Below are 15,188 nucleotides of genomic sequence, written 5' to 3' on the forward strand. Positions count from 1 at the left end.
CAAGCAAACCCATTAACTAAACTTTACAAAAGCGTGCGCAATCACACTCCTGCGTCGATTTAGGAATAGCCTCATTCTCTCCACCCTCCCTATCCTCCTGCCCTAATCCTTTTCGGGAGGATGAGTGATGATTTCCGCCCGGGCACACTGTGACCACATTGACCCACTTTCTTTTTTTCAGGACATCAATCATGACACAGCCCGATTTTAACCCGACTCAGTTTACTGCTGCCCTGACCCGTCAGTGGCAGCGTTTTGGCCTGCACGACGCGCAGGAGATGAACCCGTCGCAGTGGTGGCAGGCCCTCAGCGGTGCACTGGCCGATATGCTGGCGGCGCAGCCAGGTCGCCCGGCTACAACTGAACTGCGCCATGTTAACTATCTGTCGATGGAGTTTTTGATGGGTCGCCTGACCGGCAACAATCTGCTGAATCTGGACTGGTATGACGCGGTGAATGATGTGCTGGCCGCCTGGAATGTCTCACTCACCAACGTGCTGGAAAACGAAACCGATCCGGCGCTGGGCAATGGCGGTCTGGGTCGCCTGGCGGCCTGTTTTCTGGATTCCATGGCAAATGTGGGTCAGCCTGCGACGGGCTATGGTCTGAACTATCAATATGGTCTTTTCCGCCAGCGTTTCGAACAGGGCGCGCAGATTGAAGGGCCGGATGACTGGCAGCGCGATCGCTATCCGTGGTTTAACCATAACGCCGCGCTTAACGTGCGCGTCGGTCTGGGCGGTAAAGTGATCACTGTCGAAGGTGAGCCGCAGTGGCAACCGGCAGTTGAACTGGTCGGGGAAGCCTGGGATCTACCGGTAGTAGGTTATGAGAATGGCATCAGCCAGCCACTGCGTTTATGGCAGGCGAAACATGCGCAGCCGTTCAACCTCAGCCGCTTTAACGACGGCGATTTTTTGCGCGCTGAGCAACAGGGCATTGATGCAGAGAAACTCACCAAAGTGCTCTATCCCAATGACAATCATCAGAACGGTAAAAAACTGCGTCTGATGCAGCAATATTTCCAGTGCGCCTGTGCGCTGGCTGACATTCTGCGTCGTCACCATCTGGCCGGACGCAACATCGAAACCCTGGCTGACCATGAAGTGATCCAGCTTAACGACACCCATCCGACGCTGGCGATCCCGGAGCTGATGCGTCTGCTGCTGGATGAGCATCAGCTTAGCTGGGATCGCGCCTGGCAGATCACCCAACACACCTTTGCCTACACCAACCATACGCTGATGCCGGAAGCGCTGGAATGCTGGGATGTGCGACTGGTGCGCAGCCTGCTACCGCGCCATATGATGATCATTAATACCCTGAACGCGCAGCTGAAAACGGCAGTCACCGCACGCTGGCCGGATGATGACGCAAAATGGGCAAAACTGGCACTGGTGCACAATAACCAGCTCCGCATGGCCAACCTTTGCGTCACCAGCGGCTTCGCGGTCAATGGTGTGGCGGCACTGCACTCAAAACTGGTAGTGCAGGATCTCTTCCCGGAATATCACCAGATGTGGCCGGAAAAATTCCATAACGTGACCAATGGCATTACACCGCGCCGCTGGATTAATCAGTGCAACCCGGCGCTGAGTGCGTTGATTAGCCGAACGCTGCAAAAGCCCTGGTTGAACGATCTTGATGCCCTGCAGGGACTGGAAGCTTTTGCGGATGACGCCACGTTCCGCGCGGAATATCGCGCCATCAAACAGCAGAATAAGCAGGCACTGGTCGGGTGGATCAAAAACCGGACGGGTATTGAGATCAACCCCACCGCGCTGTTTGATGTACAGATTAAGCGCCTGCATGAGTACAAACGTCAGCATCTGAGCCTGCTGCACATTATTGCGCTGTGGCAGACGCTGGTCACCGATCCCCAGGCGAACCGTGCACCGCGCGTGGTGCTGTTTGGTGCCAAAGCCGCGCCGGGCTATGCGCTGGCGAAAAACATCATCTACGCCATCAACAAAGTGGCCGAAGTGATCAATCAGGATCCGCGGATCGGCGACCGCCTGAAGGTGGTGTTTATTCCCGATTACAACGTCTCCGTCGCCGAGCGCCTGATTCCGTCCGCCGACCTTTCTGAACAAATTTCTACTGCCGGTAAAGAGGCCTCCGGCACCGGCAACATGAAGCTGGCGCTTAACGGTGCGCTGACCATCGGCACACTGGATGGGGCAAACGTCGAGATCGCCGAACAGGTCGGCAGCGAAAATATCTTTATCTTTGGGCATACCGTGGAACAGGTGGTGGCGTTAAAAACGGGCGGCTATGCCCCGGATCAGTGGCGCAAAAAAGATCCACAGCTCAATCAGGTGTTACAAGCGCTTGAAGATGGCACCTTCAGTCAGGGCGACCTCCACGCTTTTGACGCGATGCTGCACAGTCTCGGCCCGGAAGGCGGCGATCCGTATCTGGTGCTGGCTGACTTCCAGCCCTACCTGGATGCGCAGGCGCAGGTTGAACGGCTGTGGAGCGATCAGGAGGCCTGGACGCGTGCCACTATCCTCAATACCGCACGCTGTGGCATGTTCAGTTCCGATCGGGCGATCCGCGATTACCAGCAGCGCATCTGGCAAGCGAAACGCTAAGGAAAGCCATGAAAACAGAACCGGTTATGGATGATTTTTCTCTGGCAGGCATCGCTGCTGAGTATATCAATGCGCACGGCAAGCCTCAGGCGATCCCGACCCTGACCCGCCAGCGTTTGCTGGCGGTGATGCAGACTCCCCATCCGCTGAGCACGCCGTTGCCACCGGCGGTGATTTTCCGCAGCGGCGATCTGCTGAGCCTGTCGCCTCAGCTGAGTGACGATGCCCACTGGCATCTCACCCACGAGTCGGGTGAGATGAGCTCAGGTCGCTGCCAGCCTGCCCAGCCACTGCATCTGCCACCGCTGCCTGAGGGCTATCATCAGCTGACACTGCAACAGGGCGCGCAGCAGTGGTCGTGCCGGGTGATTATTGCCCCGGCGCGCTGCTATGAACCGCCGGCACTGTTGAAGGGTGAATCCCTGTGGGGCGCCTGCGTGCAGCTCTACACCCTGCGTTCTGCGCAGAACTGGGGCATTGGCGACTTTGGCGACCTGCGCCGGATGCTAGCGGAAATCGCCGCACGCGGCGGCGCGTTTATCGGCCTTAACCCTATCCATGCGCTGTTTCCCTCCAGCCCGGAAAACGCCAGCCCTTACAGCCCCTCGTCCCGGCGCTGGCTCAATGTGCTTTACATCGATGTGGCCGCGGTCACTGACTTTCAGTTGAGCGCGGTCGCGCAAACCTGGTGGCAACTGCCCGAAACGCAGCAGACGCTGGCGCAGGCTCGCGCAACTGAATGGGTCGATTATTCCGCGGTAACCCGGCTGAAAATTCAGGCGCTGAGCCTGGCGTGGCCGCAGTTTACCCAGCGTGATGCCGCTGATCCTGAGGTGCAGGCGTTTAATGCGTTTATCCAGGAGGGTGGCGAAAGCCTGCAGCATCAGGCGCTTTTTGATGCGCTGCATGCCAACCAGATGGCGCAGGATAGCGGGCGCTGGGGCTGGCCAGTCTGGCCGGAGGCGCTGCAGCATCCTGGCAGCCCGGCGGTGCAGACCTTTTTAAAACAGCATCAGGATCAGGTGCGCTTCTGGCTCTGGCTGCAGTGGCTGGCCGCGCAGCAGTTTGAAAACTGCTGGAACAGCTGCCAGCAGCAGCAGATGCCCATCGGACTGTACCGCGATCTGGCGGTGGGCGTCGCGCAGGGTGGCGCAGAGACCTGGAGTGAGCGGGATCTTTACTGCATGGAGGCCAGCATCGGTGCACCGCCTGATATTCTCGGCCCACGCGGTCAGGATTGGGGGTTGCCGCCCATGGATCCGCAGGTGATGCGTCAGCGTGCCTGGGAGCCGTGGATTGCCCTGCTGCGCGCCAACATGCGCCACTGCGGCGCACTGCGTATTGATCATGTGATGGCGCTAATGCGGCTGTGGTGGATTCCCGCTGGCGAAGGCGCGAGGCACGGGGCGTATGTGCACTACCCGATTGACGATCTGCTGGCGATTCTGGCGCTGGAAAGCCAGCGTCATCGCTGCATGGTGATTGGCGAAGATCTCGGCACCGTTCCGGAAGCGATTGTCGATAAGCTGAGGGATGGGGGCGTTTACTCCTACAAGGTGCTCTGGTTTGAACAGACCTCAGAAGCCGTTTTTAGACCGCCCGCCAGCTGGCCACGGCAGGCGATGGCCGTTGCCACCACACACGATCTCCCGACACTGCGCGGCTGGTGGCAAAGTGACGATCTGACTACCGGCGCGCAACTCGGTCTCTATCCGGACAAAGTGGTGCTGGCCGGACTGTATCAGGAACGAACGAGGGCGAAACAGGCGCTGCTGAATAGTCTGCATCGCGTGGGCGCGCTGCCGAAACGTGCCGGACGTGATGCACGCCGTACCGGTATGAGCAAGGCATTGAATCAGGCGATGCAGCGTTATCTGGCCGACAGTCACAGCGCTCTGCTGGGACTGCAACCGGAGGACTGGCTGGATATGGCCGCGCCGGTGAACATTCCCGGTACCAGCGACGAATATCCGAACTGGCGACGCAAGCTGAGCGTGCCGCTGGAAACGCTGTTCAGTAATTCGGAGACCCAAGGGTTGTTGCACGATTTGACGGCGCGACGGAAGCGGTCAGTGCGTGGTTGAAGATTAACGCGTGACTCAGACGCGTGTCTGACGCCGCCTGATTTACATAATTTTCAGTTATTACAGCGTGCGGGCCGCCAACGGCTCGCACGCTGCTATTTTACTCAGCGCCTTTAATCAGAGATGAATTACCCATGAGCAAGGCGTCTGAAAACACAAACAGGATCGTGGTCAGGATTTATGACACTTACGAGTTTGTATTATCCCAATCCTGAGATTGCTTTAACAGCAATGCCCAGTCGTCTGGTGGGTAGCCGTTATGCAACATTCCTGAAAATACCTTATAAGCGTCACGTTTACTGCCATAGGCACGTTTGGTCTCGGCGTCATTCATCCATGCAAGGATAATGGTTTTATGTTGTTCGCTGAATCTAAAGAACAAACGATACTGCATTAAAAACTTCGCACTGAACCAATGCTTATTTTGTTCTCCCAGCGTATCGCCCTGGCGAAACTTTGCATGATGTGGATCGGCGCAAATCTCACTATTGATAACTTTAAACACCGCGGCTAAAAGCTTAGTCGTCGCTTTTCGCTGGTAACTTTCAGGATATTTAGCCCTGAGTGACTCCACTTCATTGGTCAGCGCAATCAGCTGTGATTCAAAACAGGGATGAACATAAACGTGCCATCCATTCATAACCGTGCCATCTTCCATACCTGATTACTCATCGTCCATGAGTGGAGCATCCAAATCAACGTCCATACCTTCGGTCAACGAAGTAATGCGAGTTAATAATCCTCGATCCAGCGTTTTGATATTTGAAGGCGTGTTGCACATATCAGCAGCAAGAAAACTCAGAAAGCTCGCCATCACCGGATCATCATCAGTCACCGTTTCCTGACGGGTAATAAGGACTTTGCCGCCAGGCAGAACAGCGTATTCGATATTCTCACCAGGTTGCAGATTCATCGCATCACGAACTGCGGCAGGGATAGTGGTCTGGCTGCGGGCTGTCAGTTTTGATGTAGCGCGCAGAGAGATGTTGGTATGAGTCAGCGTTCCCATTTCAGATTCTCATCAGGAAAAACAAGATAACGCAACAGTAATGCAAGTGCATTGGCAATGCAAATGCATTGATCGCGACAACCACGACTGTTTTGTTACTCAGTCACCATTAAAAGTTTCTGATTACTCTTTTCCGTATCGCCTGAAAAGTGACACCCTGTTTTACTTCCTGCCAGATATCACACTCTTCGCGGCTGATATGCACAGGAGCAGAAATACTCCGACGGGTGATAACCCCAGGTTCACCCGCCATCACGATACCCATGATTTCAGAAAGATATTTCGGGTCTGAGTTGCCATGTAACTTCGCCTGAAATGGCCAGAAAATTCATCCCTGAAACAGCTCAGGAAGCCTATATTCATCGAACGCTATTGCCCACAGCCTGACTTACGCAATGCGTAAAGCCACACAAAAAAAACTGCAATCAGGATCTCCACAACAAAAAAAAGTGCGCCGCAGCGCACTAGATGGGACAACATCAATAGCGTCGGGGCAGCTTCACCCCTTGCCTTTAACACTACTGATAAAGGTCTGCCGTGCAGAGGTGGAACCCAGCCGCTCGGCTTCATCCAGCAGTTTCAGCGCCTTGTCGATATTGCCGCTGTTCACCGCCTGGGTGATCTTCTGGTTAAAGTAACTCTCGGTGTCGCTCATGATCGGTTCCGCACGGGCTTTTGGCGCGGGCGCTGCAGCGGGTGCAGGCGCCGGTGCTGCGCTGTACGCTGACGCAGGTGCAGTATTGCCGACGGTGACGGCACTCGCGCCGGATGAACCAAACAGCGGTCCGACAAGAATCGAGGAGCCGGAACTGGTCTGCATCTTCAGCTTGATCGTGCCTTCGCGGCTGTGGCTGGCGACCGGATCGGGAATATCCGGTACCGCATGGCCGGTGCCCTGGGCGTAGGCCTTGGCAGGATCGAGCAGCGTGGTGGTCTGGGTCAGATCGCTGTCGGTGGTAAACACCAGCAGGTAGATTTTTTGCTGACCCAGCGCCGGGGTCAATTTCATCACCCCTTCCAGCCGATCTGCCGCCATTACGCCCGGCTTCTGATAGGTAAAGTAGCGGCTGGGGAACCAGGCCGCTGGGCGCAGGTTTTCGTCCAGCACCAGCACGTTCGGCGCGAAAACCCGACCGTTCGCCACTTCACTGCTTAGCGTCAGCGTCAGTTCGCCGATATTTGCCGGCAGACTGTAAGCCGCGACCGGCCCGGCAATGTGAGGTGCATTCAGCGTCTGTCCACTGTTGGCGAGTTTTGTAGTCTGCGTCTGAGAGGCCGCCAGCGGCTGCCAGATCAGGCGTTGCAGGGATTCAGGTGCGACGACCGGTGCAGAAGAGAGATCCTGCGGCACCAGATTGACCTCCGCCAGGGCGGGAAACGCGTGTCCTGTCAGTAACGCCGCACTCAGGCAGAGTGCAGCCAGCTTTTTCATTTTCATTATGCGTACCTTATTGCAGGTCGCGGCGTGAACCAGGCAATGGCACACCGCGACCAAAGTGATCCATCAGGCGCAGGGGTGCGCCCGTCAGAACAGGGGTTGGTTTACCACCAGATTTCCATCTGCGCGCCGAAGGTCACTTCGTCATCTTTACCACGGCTGTTGGTCAGGATGCCGTTGCCGGTAGAGTCCGCAGAGGCGAAGGAGGTGAGATCGCCCGAGGCATCTTTGTTGTAGCCCCACTTCTCATCCCATTTGGCGTAGGTTGCGAACAGACGCAGCGCCGGACGTGACCAGATGCTGTCACCGGCCTGCCACTGCTGTGCCAGTGTTACTTTGTACTGACCGTTGCGCTCATTAGCCTGCTGCGATTTTACGTTGTCGTAGCCCAGTTCCAGCAATGTGCTCATGATCGGCGTCCATTTGTACATCGGGCGCACACCCACGGTGTACCAGTCGGTACCCCGGTTGTTGTCCAGATCGATGTTCTGGTACATGGCGACATACATCAGGTCCCAGCGTTCCGCCAGCGAAATGGCACCGTGGTCAAGCACGCGGTACATCTTGCCGTTGTTATTGAGATTGGTACCCTGCGGCACGCCTTTGCCCTGCGAAGTCATCGCATCAGTTGCGTATTGCAGCACAAACTTGTTGTAGCCTTTCAGCATGCTCTGGGTATGTTCAGCCGTGAACATCCAGCCATCTTTCGATGCGCCATCTTCAATGCGGTAGCCGTCACGGGCATTAGCACGACCATAATCGACACCCAGTTCCAGCACGCCGTTCGGGTTGGTTTCCAGTCCGGCCAGACGCACATCAAACACGTCGTTGGCGGTGCTGGTGGCGAAGTCACGGATACGGTCGCTGGAGAACGTGTACGAGCCGCCCGCTTCAGACGAACGGGTTGCGGCGAAAGAGAGTTTACCGAAGCCGAGATCCACATCTTCCAGACCGGCGCCCGGACCCGAGATATCCCAGTAGTAGAAGTCGATCATGTGGACGTCATGACGCTGATAGAAACGCTTACCGGCCCAGATGGTCGATCCTGGCAGCGAATCAATCAGGTTTTTACCTTTGACGTTAGCCTCACGGAAAGCGGGTGAGGTCGCTTCCCAGTCATTTTGCTGTGCCACGGAGTAAGCCACGTTGGTGTCGAAATAGAAGCTCTTGTCGCCCTCTTTCCACACTTCCTGGCCTAATTTCAGTTCGGCGTAGGTTTCACATTCATTGCCCAGACGGTACTTACTTTGGGCACCAGTGGCCTGGAAACATTGCTGTTCGCCACCGCTACCTGTCCAGCCAATGCCGGAACGGGCGTAACCGGTAAAATCAACCGCCATCGTCGGGGCGGAGAGGGTGCCCACCGCTACGGCAACGGCGATGGGAAGTTTGCGCAGAGTTAACATTTTCTATCTCCTGAGGTCATTGCTTTTATTGTTTTTGGCAGGGCTATACACCCGGCTCCTGATAAAGCCTGCGGCACGCGCTCCCGTCCTCACGGAACAGGTGACAACGCTCGGGCGGCAGGCCAATACCGAGGATGGCGCCCTCTTTCACCAGCACGACGTCCTCCTGGCGGTAGACCAGGTTTTGACGGATAGCGGGAATCTCGATGTGGATCTGTGTTTCATGCCCCAGCTGTTCCACCACCTGCACTTCCCCTTCCAGGGTAACGTCGGCGATATCGCTGGAGAGCAGATGTTCCGGGCGAATACCCAGTGACATATTGCTGCCAACCTGCACGCCGGCGCTGTCAACCGGCAGCCAGACCAGTTGCTGATTCGGCAGTCGTACCTGAACCTGATCGATGGCGGTGGCGGTCACTTTGACCGGCAGGAAGTTCATTTTGGGTGAGCCGATAAATCCGGCGACAAAGCGGTTAGCGGGATAGTGGTAAAGCTCAAGCGGTTTGCCGACCTGCGCAATGCGCCCGGCATCGAGCACCACGATCTTGTCAGCCAGCGTCATCGCTTCGATCTGATCGTGGGTCACATAAATCATGGTGCGTTTCAGGCGCTTATGCAGACGGGAGATCTCAATGCGCATCTGGACGCGCAGCGCGGCGTCCAGGTTTGACAGCGGTTCATCCAGCAGGAAGACGCGGGGTTCGGCCACCAGCGTACGGCCAATTGCCACGCGCTGACGCTGCCCACCGGAAAGGGCCTTAGGCCGGCGATCAAGCAGATGCGCCAGCTGAAGGATCTCTGCCACCTGATTGACGCGCTGATGGATCTCCGCTTTTTTCACTCCGGCCAGCTTCAGGCCAAAAGACATATTTTCCGCCACGGAGAGGTGTGGATAGAGCGCATAGGATTGAAACACCATGCCAATGCCGCGTTCAGCAGGTGGCACTTCATTCATTCGCTGGTCGCCGATTAACAGTTCGCCGCTGGTGATGGTTTCCAGACCGGCAATCATGCGCAGCAGTGTCGATTTTCCACAGCCTGATGGGCCGACGAATACAACAAATTCCCCTTCACGAATAGTGAGATCGATATCTTTCGACACCACTGTTTCGCCCCAGGCTTTCGTGACATTGCGTAACACAACGCTCGCCATGATCCCTTCCCTCTTAGCTGCATAATCGTGTCTGCTCAGCGGCAGACGGGTTCCGGGGCTCACTATGCGAGAGGAAACAATCGGTAACATCCTCCGCCGTAACGCAAACTGCTGGGGGAGGAGTCGGGAGGAGGAGAAACACGGGCTGACGCGTCAGCCCGCGCCTTGCAACGCTTTTTTGTGATCGCTAACGCAGACCCGAAGATTGTTTTGCCGCTTAAGCACCCGCTTAAGGCGCTTTTTGCCAGTGGGATCACAGAGGCAGGCTGAGGGGCGTAGAGCGGAGGAGGATGAGATGCCGGTGTGGATACGCACAATGATGCCGACAGAGCATTCACCACTTCCGCTAACAGGATGGATTTATGACGACGAAAACCGGAGCACGCATTCTGGCCCTTTCTGCCCTCTCTGCTGTGCTCTTTTCAGCAAGCGCGATGGCAAAAATTGAGGAAGGTAAACTGGTCATCTGGATCAACGGTGACAAGGGCTACAACGGCCTTGCCGACGTGGGTAAGAAATTTGAGAAGGAGACCGGCATTAAAGTCACGGTCGAACATCCTGACAAAATGGAAGAGAAGTATCCGCAGGTCGCGGCGACCGGCGATGGCCCGGACATTATCTTCTGGGCACATGACCGCTTTGGCGGCTACGCACAGTCGGGCCTGCTGGCGGAGGTGACGCCGGACGCCAGCTTCCGCGAGAAAATCTTCCCGTTCACGTGGGACGCGGTACGCTTCGACGGTAAGCTGATTGGCTATCCGATTTCGGTTGAGTCGCTGTCACTGATTTACAACAAAAAACTGCTGCCGAACCCGCCGAAAACCTGGGAAGAGATTGCCGGACTCGACAAGCAACTGCGCGCCAAAGGCAAAAGCGCCATCATGTTTAACCTGCAGGAACCCTACTTCACCTGGCCACTGCTGGCCGCAGGCGGGGCTTACGCCTTTAAGCTCACCGATGGACATTATGACGTGAAGGATGTTGGCGTCGATAACGCCGGGGCGAAAGCGGGCATGCAGTTCCTGGTCGATCAGGTTAAAGCCAAAACCCTGAATGCCGACACCGATTACTCCATTGCTGAGGCTGCCTTTAACAAAGGCGAAACCGCCATGACCATTAATGGTCCGTGGGCGTGGGGCAACCTCGACAAGAGCGGCATCGACTACGGCGTCACTGAACTGCCCACGCTGAACGGCAAACCATCGAAAGCCTTTGTCGGCGTGCTGAGCGCCGGGATCAACGCCGCCAGTCCTAACAAAGAGCTGGCGAAAGAGTTCCTGGAGAACTATCTGCTGACCGATTCCGGACTGGAAACGGTTAACAAAGACAAGCCGCTGGGTGCCGTGGCGTTGAAATCTTACCAGCAGACGCTGGAAAAAGATCCGCGTATCGCCGCCACCATGAGCAACGCTAAACAGGGCGACATCATGCCAAACATCCCGCAGATGGCGGCCTTCTGGTACGCGATGCGCACCGCCACGCTGAATGCGCTGGGCGGTCGTCAGAGTGTTGACGCCGCGCTTAAAGATGCCCAGGCCCGCCTGAAGAAGTAATAATCCCATGCCGGGGTTATCCCCGGCTTGAGTGACCGTTAAGGAAAACCGCATCATGTCAGGAAAACCGAAAACGCACAGTCTGTTGCTGAAAGGCGTTCTCATCGGAATCGGCTGTCTGCTGGTCGGCTATCTGCTGATACTGATGTACGCGCAGGGTGAATATCTGTTTGCGTTGCTGACGCTGATCCTCAGTGCAACCGGGCTGTGGATTTTTGCTAATCGTCGCGCCTATGCGTGGCGTTATGTCTATCCCGGCGTGGCAGGAATGTCGCTGTTTGTGTTGTTCCCCCTCACCTGCACCATCGCTATCGCCTTTACCAACTACAGTAGCACCAACCAGCTCACCTTTGAGCGGGCGCAACAGGTACTCCTTGGCCGTACTTTCCAGTCGGGCGAGGCAGTCAGTTTTTCTCTGTTCCCGGCAGGCGATCGCTGGCAACTGGTACTGAACGATGGCAAAGCAGACTTCGTCTCTCCGCCTTTTCAGTTTGGCGCTGAACAGACTCTGAAAATGATGCCTGCCACGCCACCCGCTGGCGAACGGGCGACGTTCAGGGTTATCACGACTAACCGCCAGGCACTGAGCCAGATCCGCGCTGAGTTGCCGGATGGGCGTCAGTTGCGCATGAGTTCGCTCCGCCAGTTCTCCGGCACCCAGCCGCTCTATCGGGTTGGCGCAAAAGATGAACTGATCAACCAGCAGAGCGGCACGCATTACCGCGCCAATCCGCAGACCGGCTTCTATCAGGCCGTGAACGCGGACAATAAGTGGGGCAACGAAACCTTAAGCCCCGGATTTACCGTGAATACCGGCTGGAAGAACTTCGTGCGGGTGTTTACTGATGAAGGGATTCAGAAGCCGTTCCTGGCGATATTTGGCTGGACGCTGCTTTTCTCGCTCATCACGGTGGTGCTGACCGTAGCCGTCGGGATGGTGCTGGCCTGTCTGGTGCAGTGGGAAGCGTTACGCGGCAAAGCGATCTATCGGGTGATGCTGATCCTGCCCTATGCGGTACCGGCGTTTATCTCGATTTTGATTTTCAAAGGACTGTTTAACCAGAGCTTTGGGGAGATCAACGTGATGCTCAGCGCGCTATTTGGCGTGAAGCCTGCGTGGTTCAGCGATCCCACGCTGGCACGCACCATGCTGATTATCGTCAACACCTGGCTGGGCTATCCCTACATGATGATCCTCTGCATGGGACTGCTGAAAGCGATTCCCGATGATCTCTATGAAGCCTCGGCGATGGACGGAGCAGGACCGCTGCAGAACTTCTTCCTGATTACGCTGCCGCTGTTGCTGAAGCCGTTGATGCCGCTGATGATTGCCAGCTTTGCCTTCAATTTTAATAACTTTGTGCTGGTACAGTTACTGACCAACGGCGGACCGGATCGTCTTGGCACGACCACGCCAGCCGGTTATACCGATTTGCTGGTGAACTACACCTGGCGCATCGCCTTTGAGGGCGGCGGCGGGCAGGACTTTGGTCTGGCGGCTGCCATCGCCACGCTGATCTTCCTGCTGGTGGGTGCGCTGGCAGTGATTAACCTGAAAGCCTCGCGGATGAAGTTCGACTAAGGAGTTGTTATGGCTATGGTACAACCCAAATCACAACGGCTGCGTCTGTTCACCACGCATCTGCTGCTGCTGGTATTTATTGCGGCGATACTCTTCCCGCTGCTCATGGTTATCGCAATTTCACTGCGATCCGGTAACTTCGCCACCGGCAGCCTAATCCCGGAACAGATCTCCTGGGAGCACTGGCGGCTGGCGCTGGGTTTCAGCGTTGAACATGCGGATGGAAGCGTGACACCGCCGCCCTTTCCGGTGCTGTTATGGTTATGGAACTCGATCAAGATTGCTGCAATCAGCGCGCTAGGCATCGTGGCACTTTCGACCACCTGCGCCTATGCGTTTGCGCGTATGCGCTTTGCCGGTCGTGCCAGCCTGCTGAAAGGGATGCTGATATTCCAGATGTTCCCGGCGGTTCTGTCACTGGTGGCGCTCTATGCGCTTTTTGATCGGCTCGGTCAGTATCTGCCGTTTATCGGGCTGAATACCCATGGTGGCGTAATCTTCGCCTATATGGGCGGCATCGCGCTGCATGTCTGGACGATTAAAGGGTATTTCGAAACCATCGACGGATCACTGGAAGAGGCCGCCGCGCTGGATGGCGCAACACCATGGCAGGCGTTCCGGCTGGTGCTGCTGCCGCTGTCAGTGCCGATTCTGGCGGTGGTGTTTATTCTGGCGTTTATCGCAGCGGTCACTGAAGTGCCGGTTGCTTCGCTGCTGCTGCGCGACGTCAACAGCTACACCCTTGCGGTCGGGATGCAGCAGTATCTCAATCCGCAGAACTATTTGTGGGGAGACTTTGCCGCCGCGGCGGTGCTCTCCGCGATTCCAATCACCCTGGTGTTCCTGCTGGCGCAACGCTGGCTGGTAAGCGGTTTAACCGCAGGCGGGGTGAAAGGCTAAACGATCATCATTGTACGTTGCCACTGCTTACACAACGCCTGTTGTGGTTGAATGATTCGGCGGCCTGCGGGCCGCCTTTTTTATCCTACGCTGACTCCGATGCACGGCTGCCAGTTACCAGCGCGACGACCATGGCCGTTATTGCCTGCTCGCCTTCCGGCTTAGCGACATCGCCACGTGTCACGGCGGCGGCGATAGCATCCGCGCCCCCCAGCAAGCCCCACATGCCTGCTTCTGGTATCCCGCTGCTGCCCGTAAAAGGAGCAAACCAATGCTGACAGCGGGCGATAAAATCGAGCTGATAATGACGTTTGACGGCGGCCAGTTCCGGTGAGGTACTGAGTGCTGACAGCAATTCCGGAATCTCACGTCCTTCTGTCATCACACAATCCACATAACAGGCGGCCAGCACTTCCGCTTTTTTCTGCATCACCATCGGCGCAGCATTCATCGCCGCGTCCATTCGCTCGGTCTGGCGACGATCAAAATCGTCATACAACGCTGCCAGCAATCCATGACGGGTGGTGAAATGATCGTAAACCACCGGTTTACTGACGCCCGCCGCTTCGCCGACCCGTGCCAGCGTCAGCGCTTCGCTGCCTTCGGTTTGCAAAATCTGCCACGCGACATCCGACAACTGCCTGCGTCGGGCCTCACGTGACAGTCGTTTCCGCGGTACTTTCTCAACGGTCATGTTTTTCCTGATGGGGGAACAGACGCTGGCCCAACGCCTGCGCCAGCTGATAGTGTGACTCAGGATAACCCTCATCGCCGCTTAGCAACAGTTCACTGGTCACCACCGGCGCGCCACAGTAGTCAAAAATGCCGTGATCAATCTGATTTCGCATGCTGCCGAAATAGCCGCGCCGCAGAAAAGTTCGCGTATCCGCGCCCCCGATTGCAATCAGATGCACAGGAAGATGATTGAGACGCTTCACTATCCGACCCTCCTGTTCATCAAAGGCCCATCCGGCAATGAAAACCCGATCTATCCAGCCTTTGAGCTGGGCAGGAAATGACCACCAGTAAACTGGATAGACCAGCACCAGCGCATCAGCGCGATTTAACCGCTGCTGTTCAGCCAGCACATCCGGCGATGCCTCCGCCTGGCCGTTGAAATGCCGGTGGTCGGTGAGCGTGAAACGCGGATCAAATCTTTCAGCTGCCAGATCGGCTTTTTCAGCCGTGTGCTGGCCGGTCGAGATAATGCCCTGCGCCAACTGGTCCGCCACGCGGTGGGTATGCGCATCCTGATTGGGATGAGAAGTCACTATTAATGCATGCATCGTCGTCACCTTACCTGTTCAGCTATTAAGCTACTAAAGGTAAGTTACTATTGGTAGGTTATCAAGCGTCGCTGTTAACTCTTTTTGCAGACCGCATCTCAGGTTAAACGCACCTGATGCCGGAAGGGTCCGCACAACATGGTCTGAACACAGGCGGAATAAAATGCTGCCTTCCTGTTCACC

12 protein-coding genes are annotated in these 15,188 nt (G+C 56.4%); 5 read left to right on the top strand and 7 right to left on the bottom strand.

The features are described 5' to 3' along the window. Positions 1-191: 191 nt before the first annotated feature. A complete protein-coding gene (malP, locus tag AC6I77_RS20800; RefSeq protein ID WP_497817297.1) occupies positions 192-2,594 on the top strand; it encodes a maltodextrin phosphorylase in 2,403 nt (800 codons plus the stop codon). A gap of 8 nt (positions 2,595-2,602) precedes the next feature. Further along, positions 2,603-4,678, top strand: coding sequence for a 4-alpha-glucanotransferase (malQ, locus tag AC6I77_RS20805; RefSeq protein WP_497817298.1), 2,076 nt, complete (start codon positions 2,603-2,605; stop codon positions 4,676-4,678). 187 nt (positions 4,679-4,865) lie between these two features. On the opposite strand, the gene AC6I77_RS20810 is transcribed toward malQ, so the two are convergent. The 5 genes from AC6I77_RS20810 to malK form a co-directional block, all read right to left on the bottom strand. Further along, positions 4,866-5,336, bottom strand: a complete 471-nt coding sequence (locus tag AC6I77_RS20810; protein ID WP_039661390.1) for a type II toxin-antitoxin system YhaV family toxin — start codon at positions 5,334-5,336, stop codon at positions 4,866-4,868. A 6-nt stretch (positions 5,337-5,342) separates the two neighbouring features. Continuing rightward, positions 5,343-5,687, bottom strand: coding sequence for a type II toxin-antitoxin system PrlF family antitoxin (locus tag AC6I77_RS20815; RefSeq protein ID WP_003851503.1), 345 nt, complete (start codon positions 5,685-5,687; stop codon positions 5,343-5,345). 499 nt (positions 5,688-6,186) lie between these two features. Continuing rightward, on the bottom strand, positions 6,187-7,125 hold the full coding sequence (malM, locus tag AC6I77_RS20820; protein WP_140033850.1) for a maltose operon protein MalM: 939 nt from the start codon (positions 7,123-7,125) through the stop codon (positions 6,187-6,189). A gap of 104 nt (positions 7,126-7,229) precedes the next feature. Beyond that, complete coding sequence (locus AC6I77_RS20825; RefSeq protein WP_105099698.1) at positions 7,230-8,531, bottom strand: maltoporin; 1,302 nt, start codon at positions 8,529-8,531, stop codon at positions 7,230-7,232. Positions 8,532-8,574: 43 nt separating this feature from the next. Continuing rightward, positions 8,575-9,684, bottom strand: a complete 1,110-nt coding sequence (malK, locus tag AC6I77_RS20830) for a maltose/maltodextrin ABC transporter ATP-binding protein MalK (RefSeq protein ID WP_003851511.1) — start codon at positions 9,682-9,684, stop codon at positions 8,575-8,577. 362 nt (positions 9,685-10,046) lie between these two features. Between malK and malE the strand changes: the two genes are divergently transcribed. The 3 genes from malE to malG are packed head-to-tail and all read left to right on the top strand — an operon-like array spanning position 10,047 to position 13,719. Further along, positions 10,047-11,237, top strand: a complete 1,191-nt coding sequence (gene malE, locus AC6I77_RS20835) for a maltose/maltodextrin ABC transporter substrate-binding protein MalE (RefSeq protein WP_337028548.1) — start codon at positions 10,047-10,049, stop codon at positions 11,235-11,237. A 55-nt stretch (positions 11,238-11,292) separates the two neighbouring features. After that, positions 11,293-12,819 carry a maltose ABC transporter permease MalF gene (malF, locus tag AC6I77_RS20840; RefSeq protein WP_497817299.1) on the top strand — a complete coding sequence of 509 codons (1,527 nt, stop codon included), beginning with the start codon at positions 11,293-11,295 and terminating at the stop codon, positions 12,817-12,819. 9 nt (positions 12,820-12,828) lie between these two features. Continuing rightward, on the top strand, positions 12,829-13,719 hold the full coding sequence (gene malG, locus AC6I77_RS20845) for a maltose ABC transporter permease MalG (RefSeq protein ID WP_003851518.1): 891 nt from the start codon (positions 12,829-12,831) through the stop codon (positions 13,717-13,719). 85 nt (positions 13,720-13,804) lie between these two features. On the opposite strand, the gene AC6I77_RS20850 is transcribed toward malG, so the two are convergent. Both AC6I77_RS20850 and AC6I77_RS20855 read right to left on the bottom strand, forming a co-directional pair. After that, entirely contained in the window at positions 13,805-14,413 is a 609-nt protein-coding gene (locus tag AC6I77_RS20850) for a TetR/AcrR family transcriptional regulator (RefSeq protein WP_140033848.1), read from the bottom strand. Continuing rightward, a complete protein-coding gene (locus tag AC6I77_RS20855) occupies positions 14,403-15,005 on the bottom strand; it encodes an NAD(P)H-dependent oxidoreductase (protein WP_003851520.1) in 603 nt (200 codons plus the stop codon). The genes AC6I77_RS20850 and AC6I77_RS20855 overlap by 11 nt, the downstream gene beginning before the upstream one ends. Positions 15,006-15,188: the final 183 nt, after the last annotated feature.

Source organism: Pantoea sp. X-Soil-ISGK-259, from assembly GCF_059730705.1.

Bases quoted from the DNA above. Each gene is read 5' to 3' on its own strand.
- malP (WP_497817297.1), top strand. From the start codon at position 192: ATGACACAGCCCGATTTTAACCCGACTCAGTTTACTGCTGCCCTGACC.
- malQ (WP_497817298.1), top strand. From the start codon at position 2,603: ATGAAAACAGAACCGGTTATGGATGATTTTTCTCTGGCAGGCATCGCT.
- AC6I77_RS20810 (WP_039661390.1), bottom strand. From the start codon at position 5,336: ATGGAAGATGGCACGGTTATGAATGGATGGCACGTTTATGTTCATCCC.
- AC6I77_RS20815 (WP_003851503.1), bottom strand. From the start codon at position 5,687: ATGGGAACGCTGACTCATACCAACATCTCTCTGCGCGCTACATCAAAA.
- malM (WP_140033850.1), bottom strand. From the start codon at position 7,125: ATGAAAATGAAAAAGCTGGCTGCACTCTGCCTGAGTGCGGCGTTACTG.
- AC6I77_RS20825 (WP_105099698.1), bottom strand. From the start codon at position 8,531: ATGTTAACTCTGCGCAAACTTCCCATCGCCGTTGCCGTAGCGGTGGGC.
- malK (WP_003851511.1), bottom strand. From the start codon at position 9,684: ATGGCGAGCGTTGTGTTACGCAATGTCACGAAAGCCTGGGGCGAAACA.
- malE (WP_337028548.1), top strand. From the start codon at position 10,047: ATGACGACGAAAACCGGAGCACGCATTCTGGCCCTTTCTGCCCTCTCT.
- malF (WP_497817299.1), top strand. From the start codon at position 11,293: ATGTCAGGAAAACCGAAAACGCACAGTCTGTTGCTGAAAGGCGTTCTC.
- malG (WP_003851518.1), top strand. From the start codon at position 12,829: ATGGCTATGGTACAACCCAAATCACAACGGCTGCGTCTGTTCACCACG.
- AC6I77_RS20850 (WP_140033848.1), bottom strand. From the start codon at position 14,413: ATGACCGTTGAGAAAGTACCGCGGAAACGACTGTCACGTGAGGCCCGA.
- AC6I77_RS20855 (WP_003851520.1), bottom strand. From the start codon at position 15,005: ATGCATGCATTAATAGTGACTTCTCATCCCAATCAGGATGCGCATACC.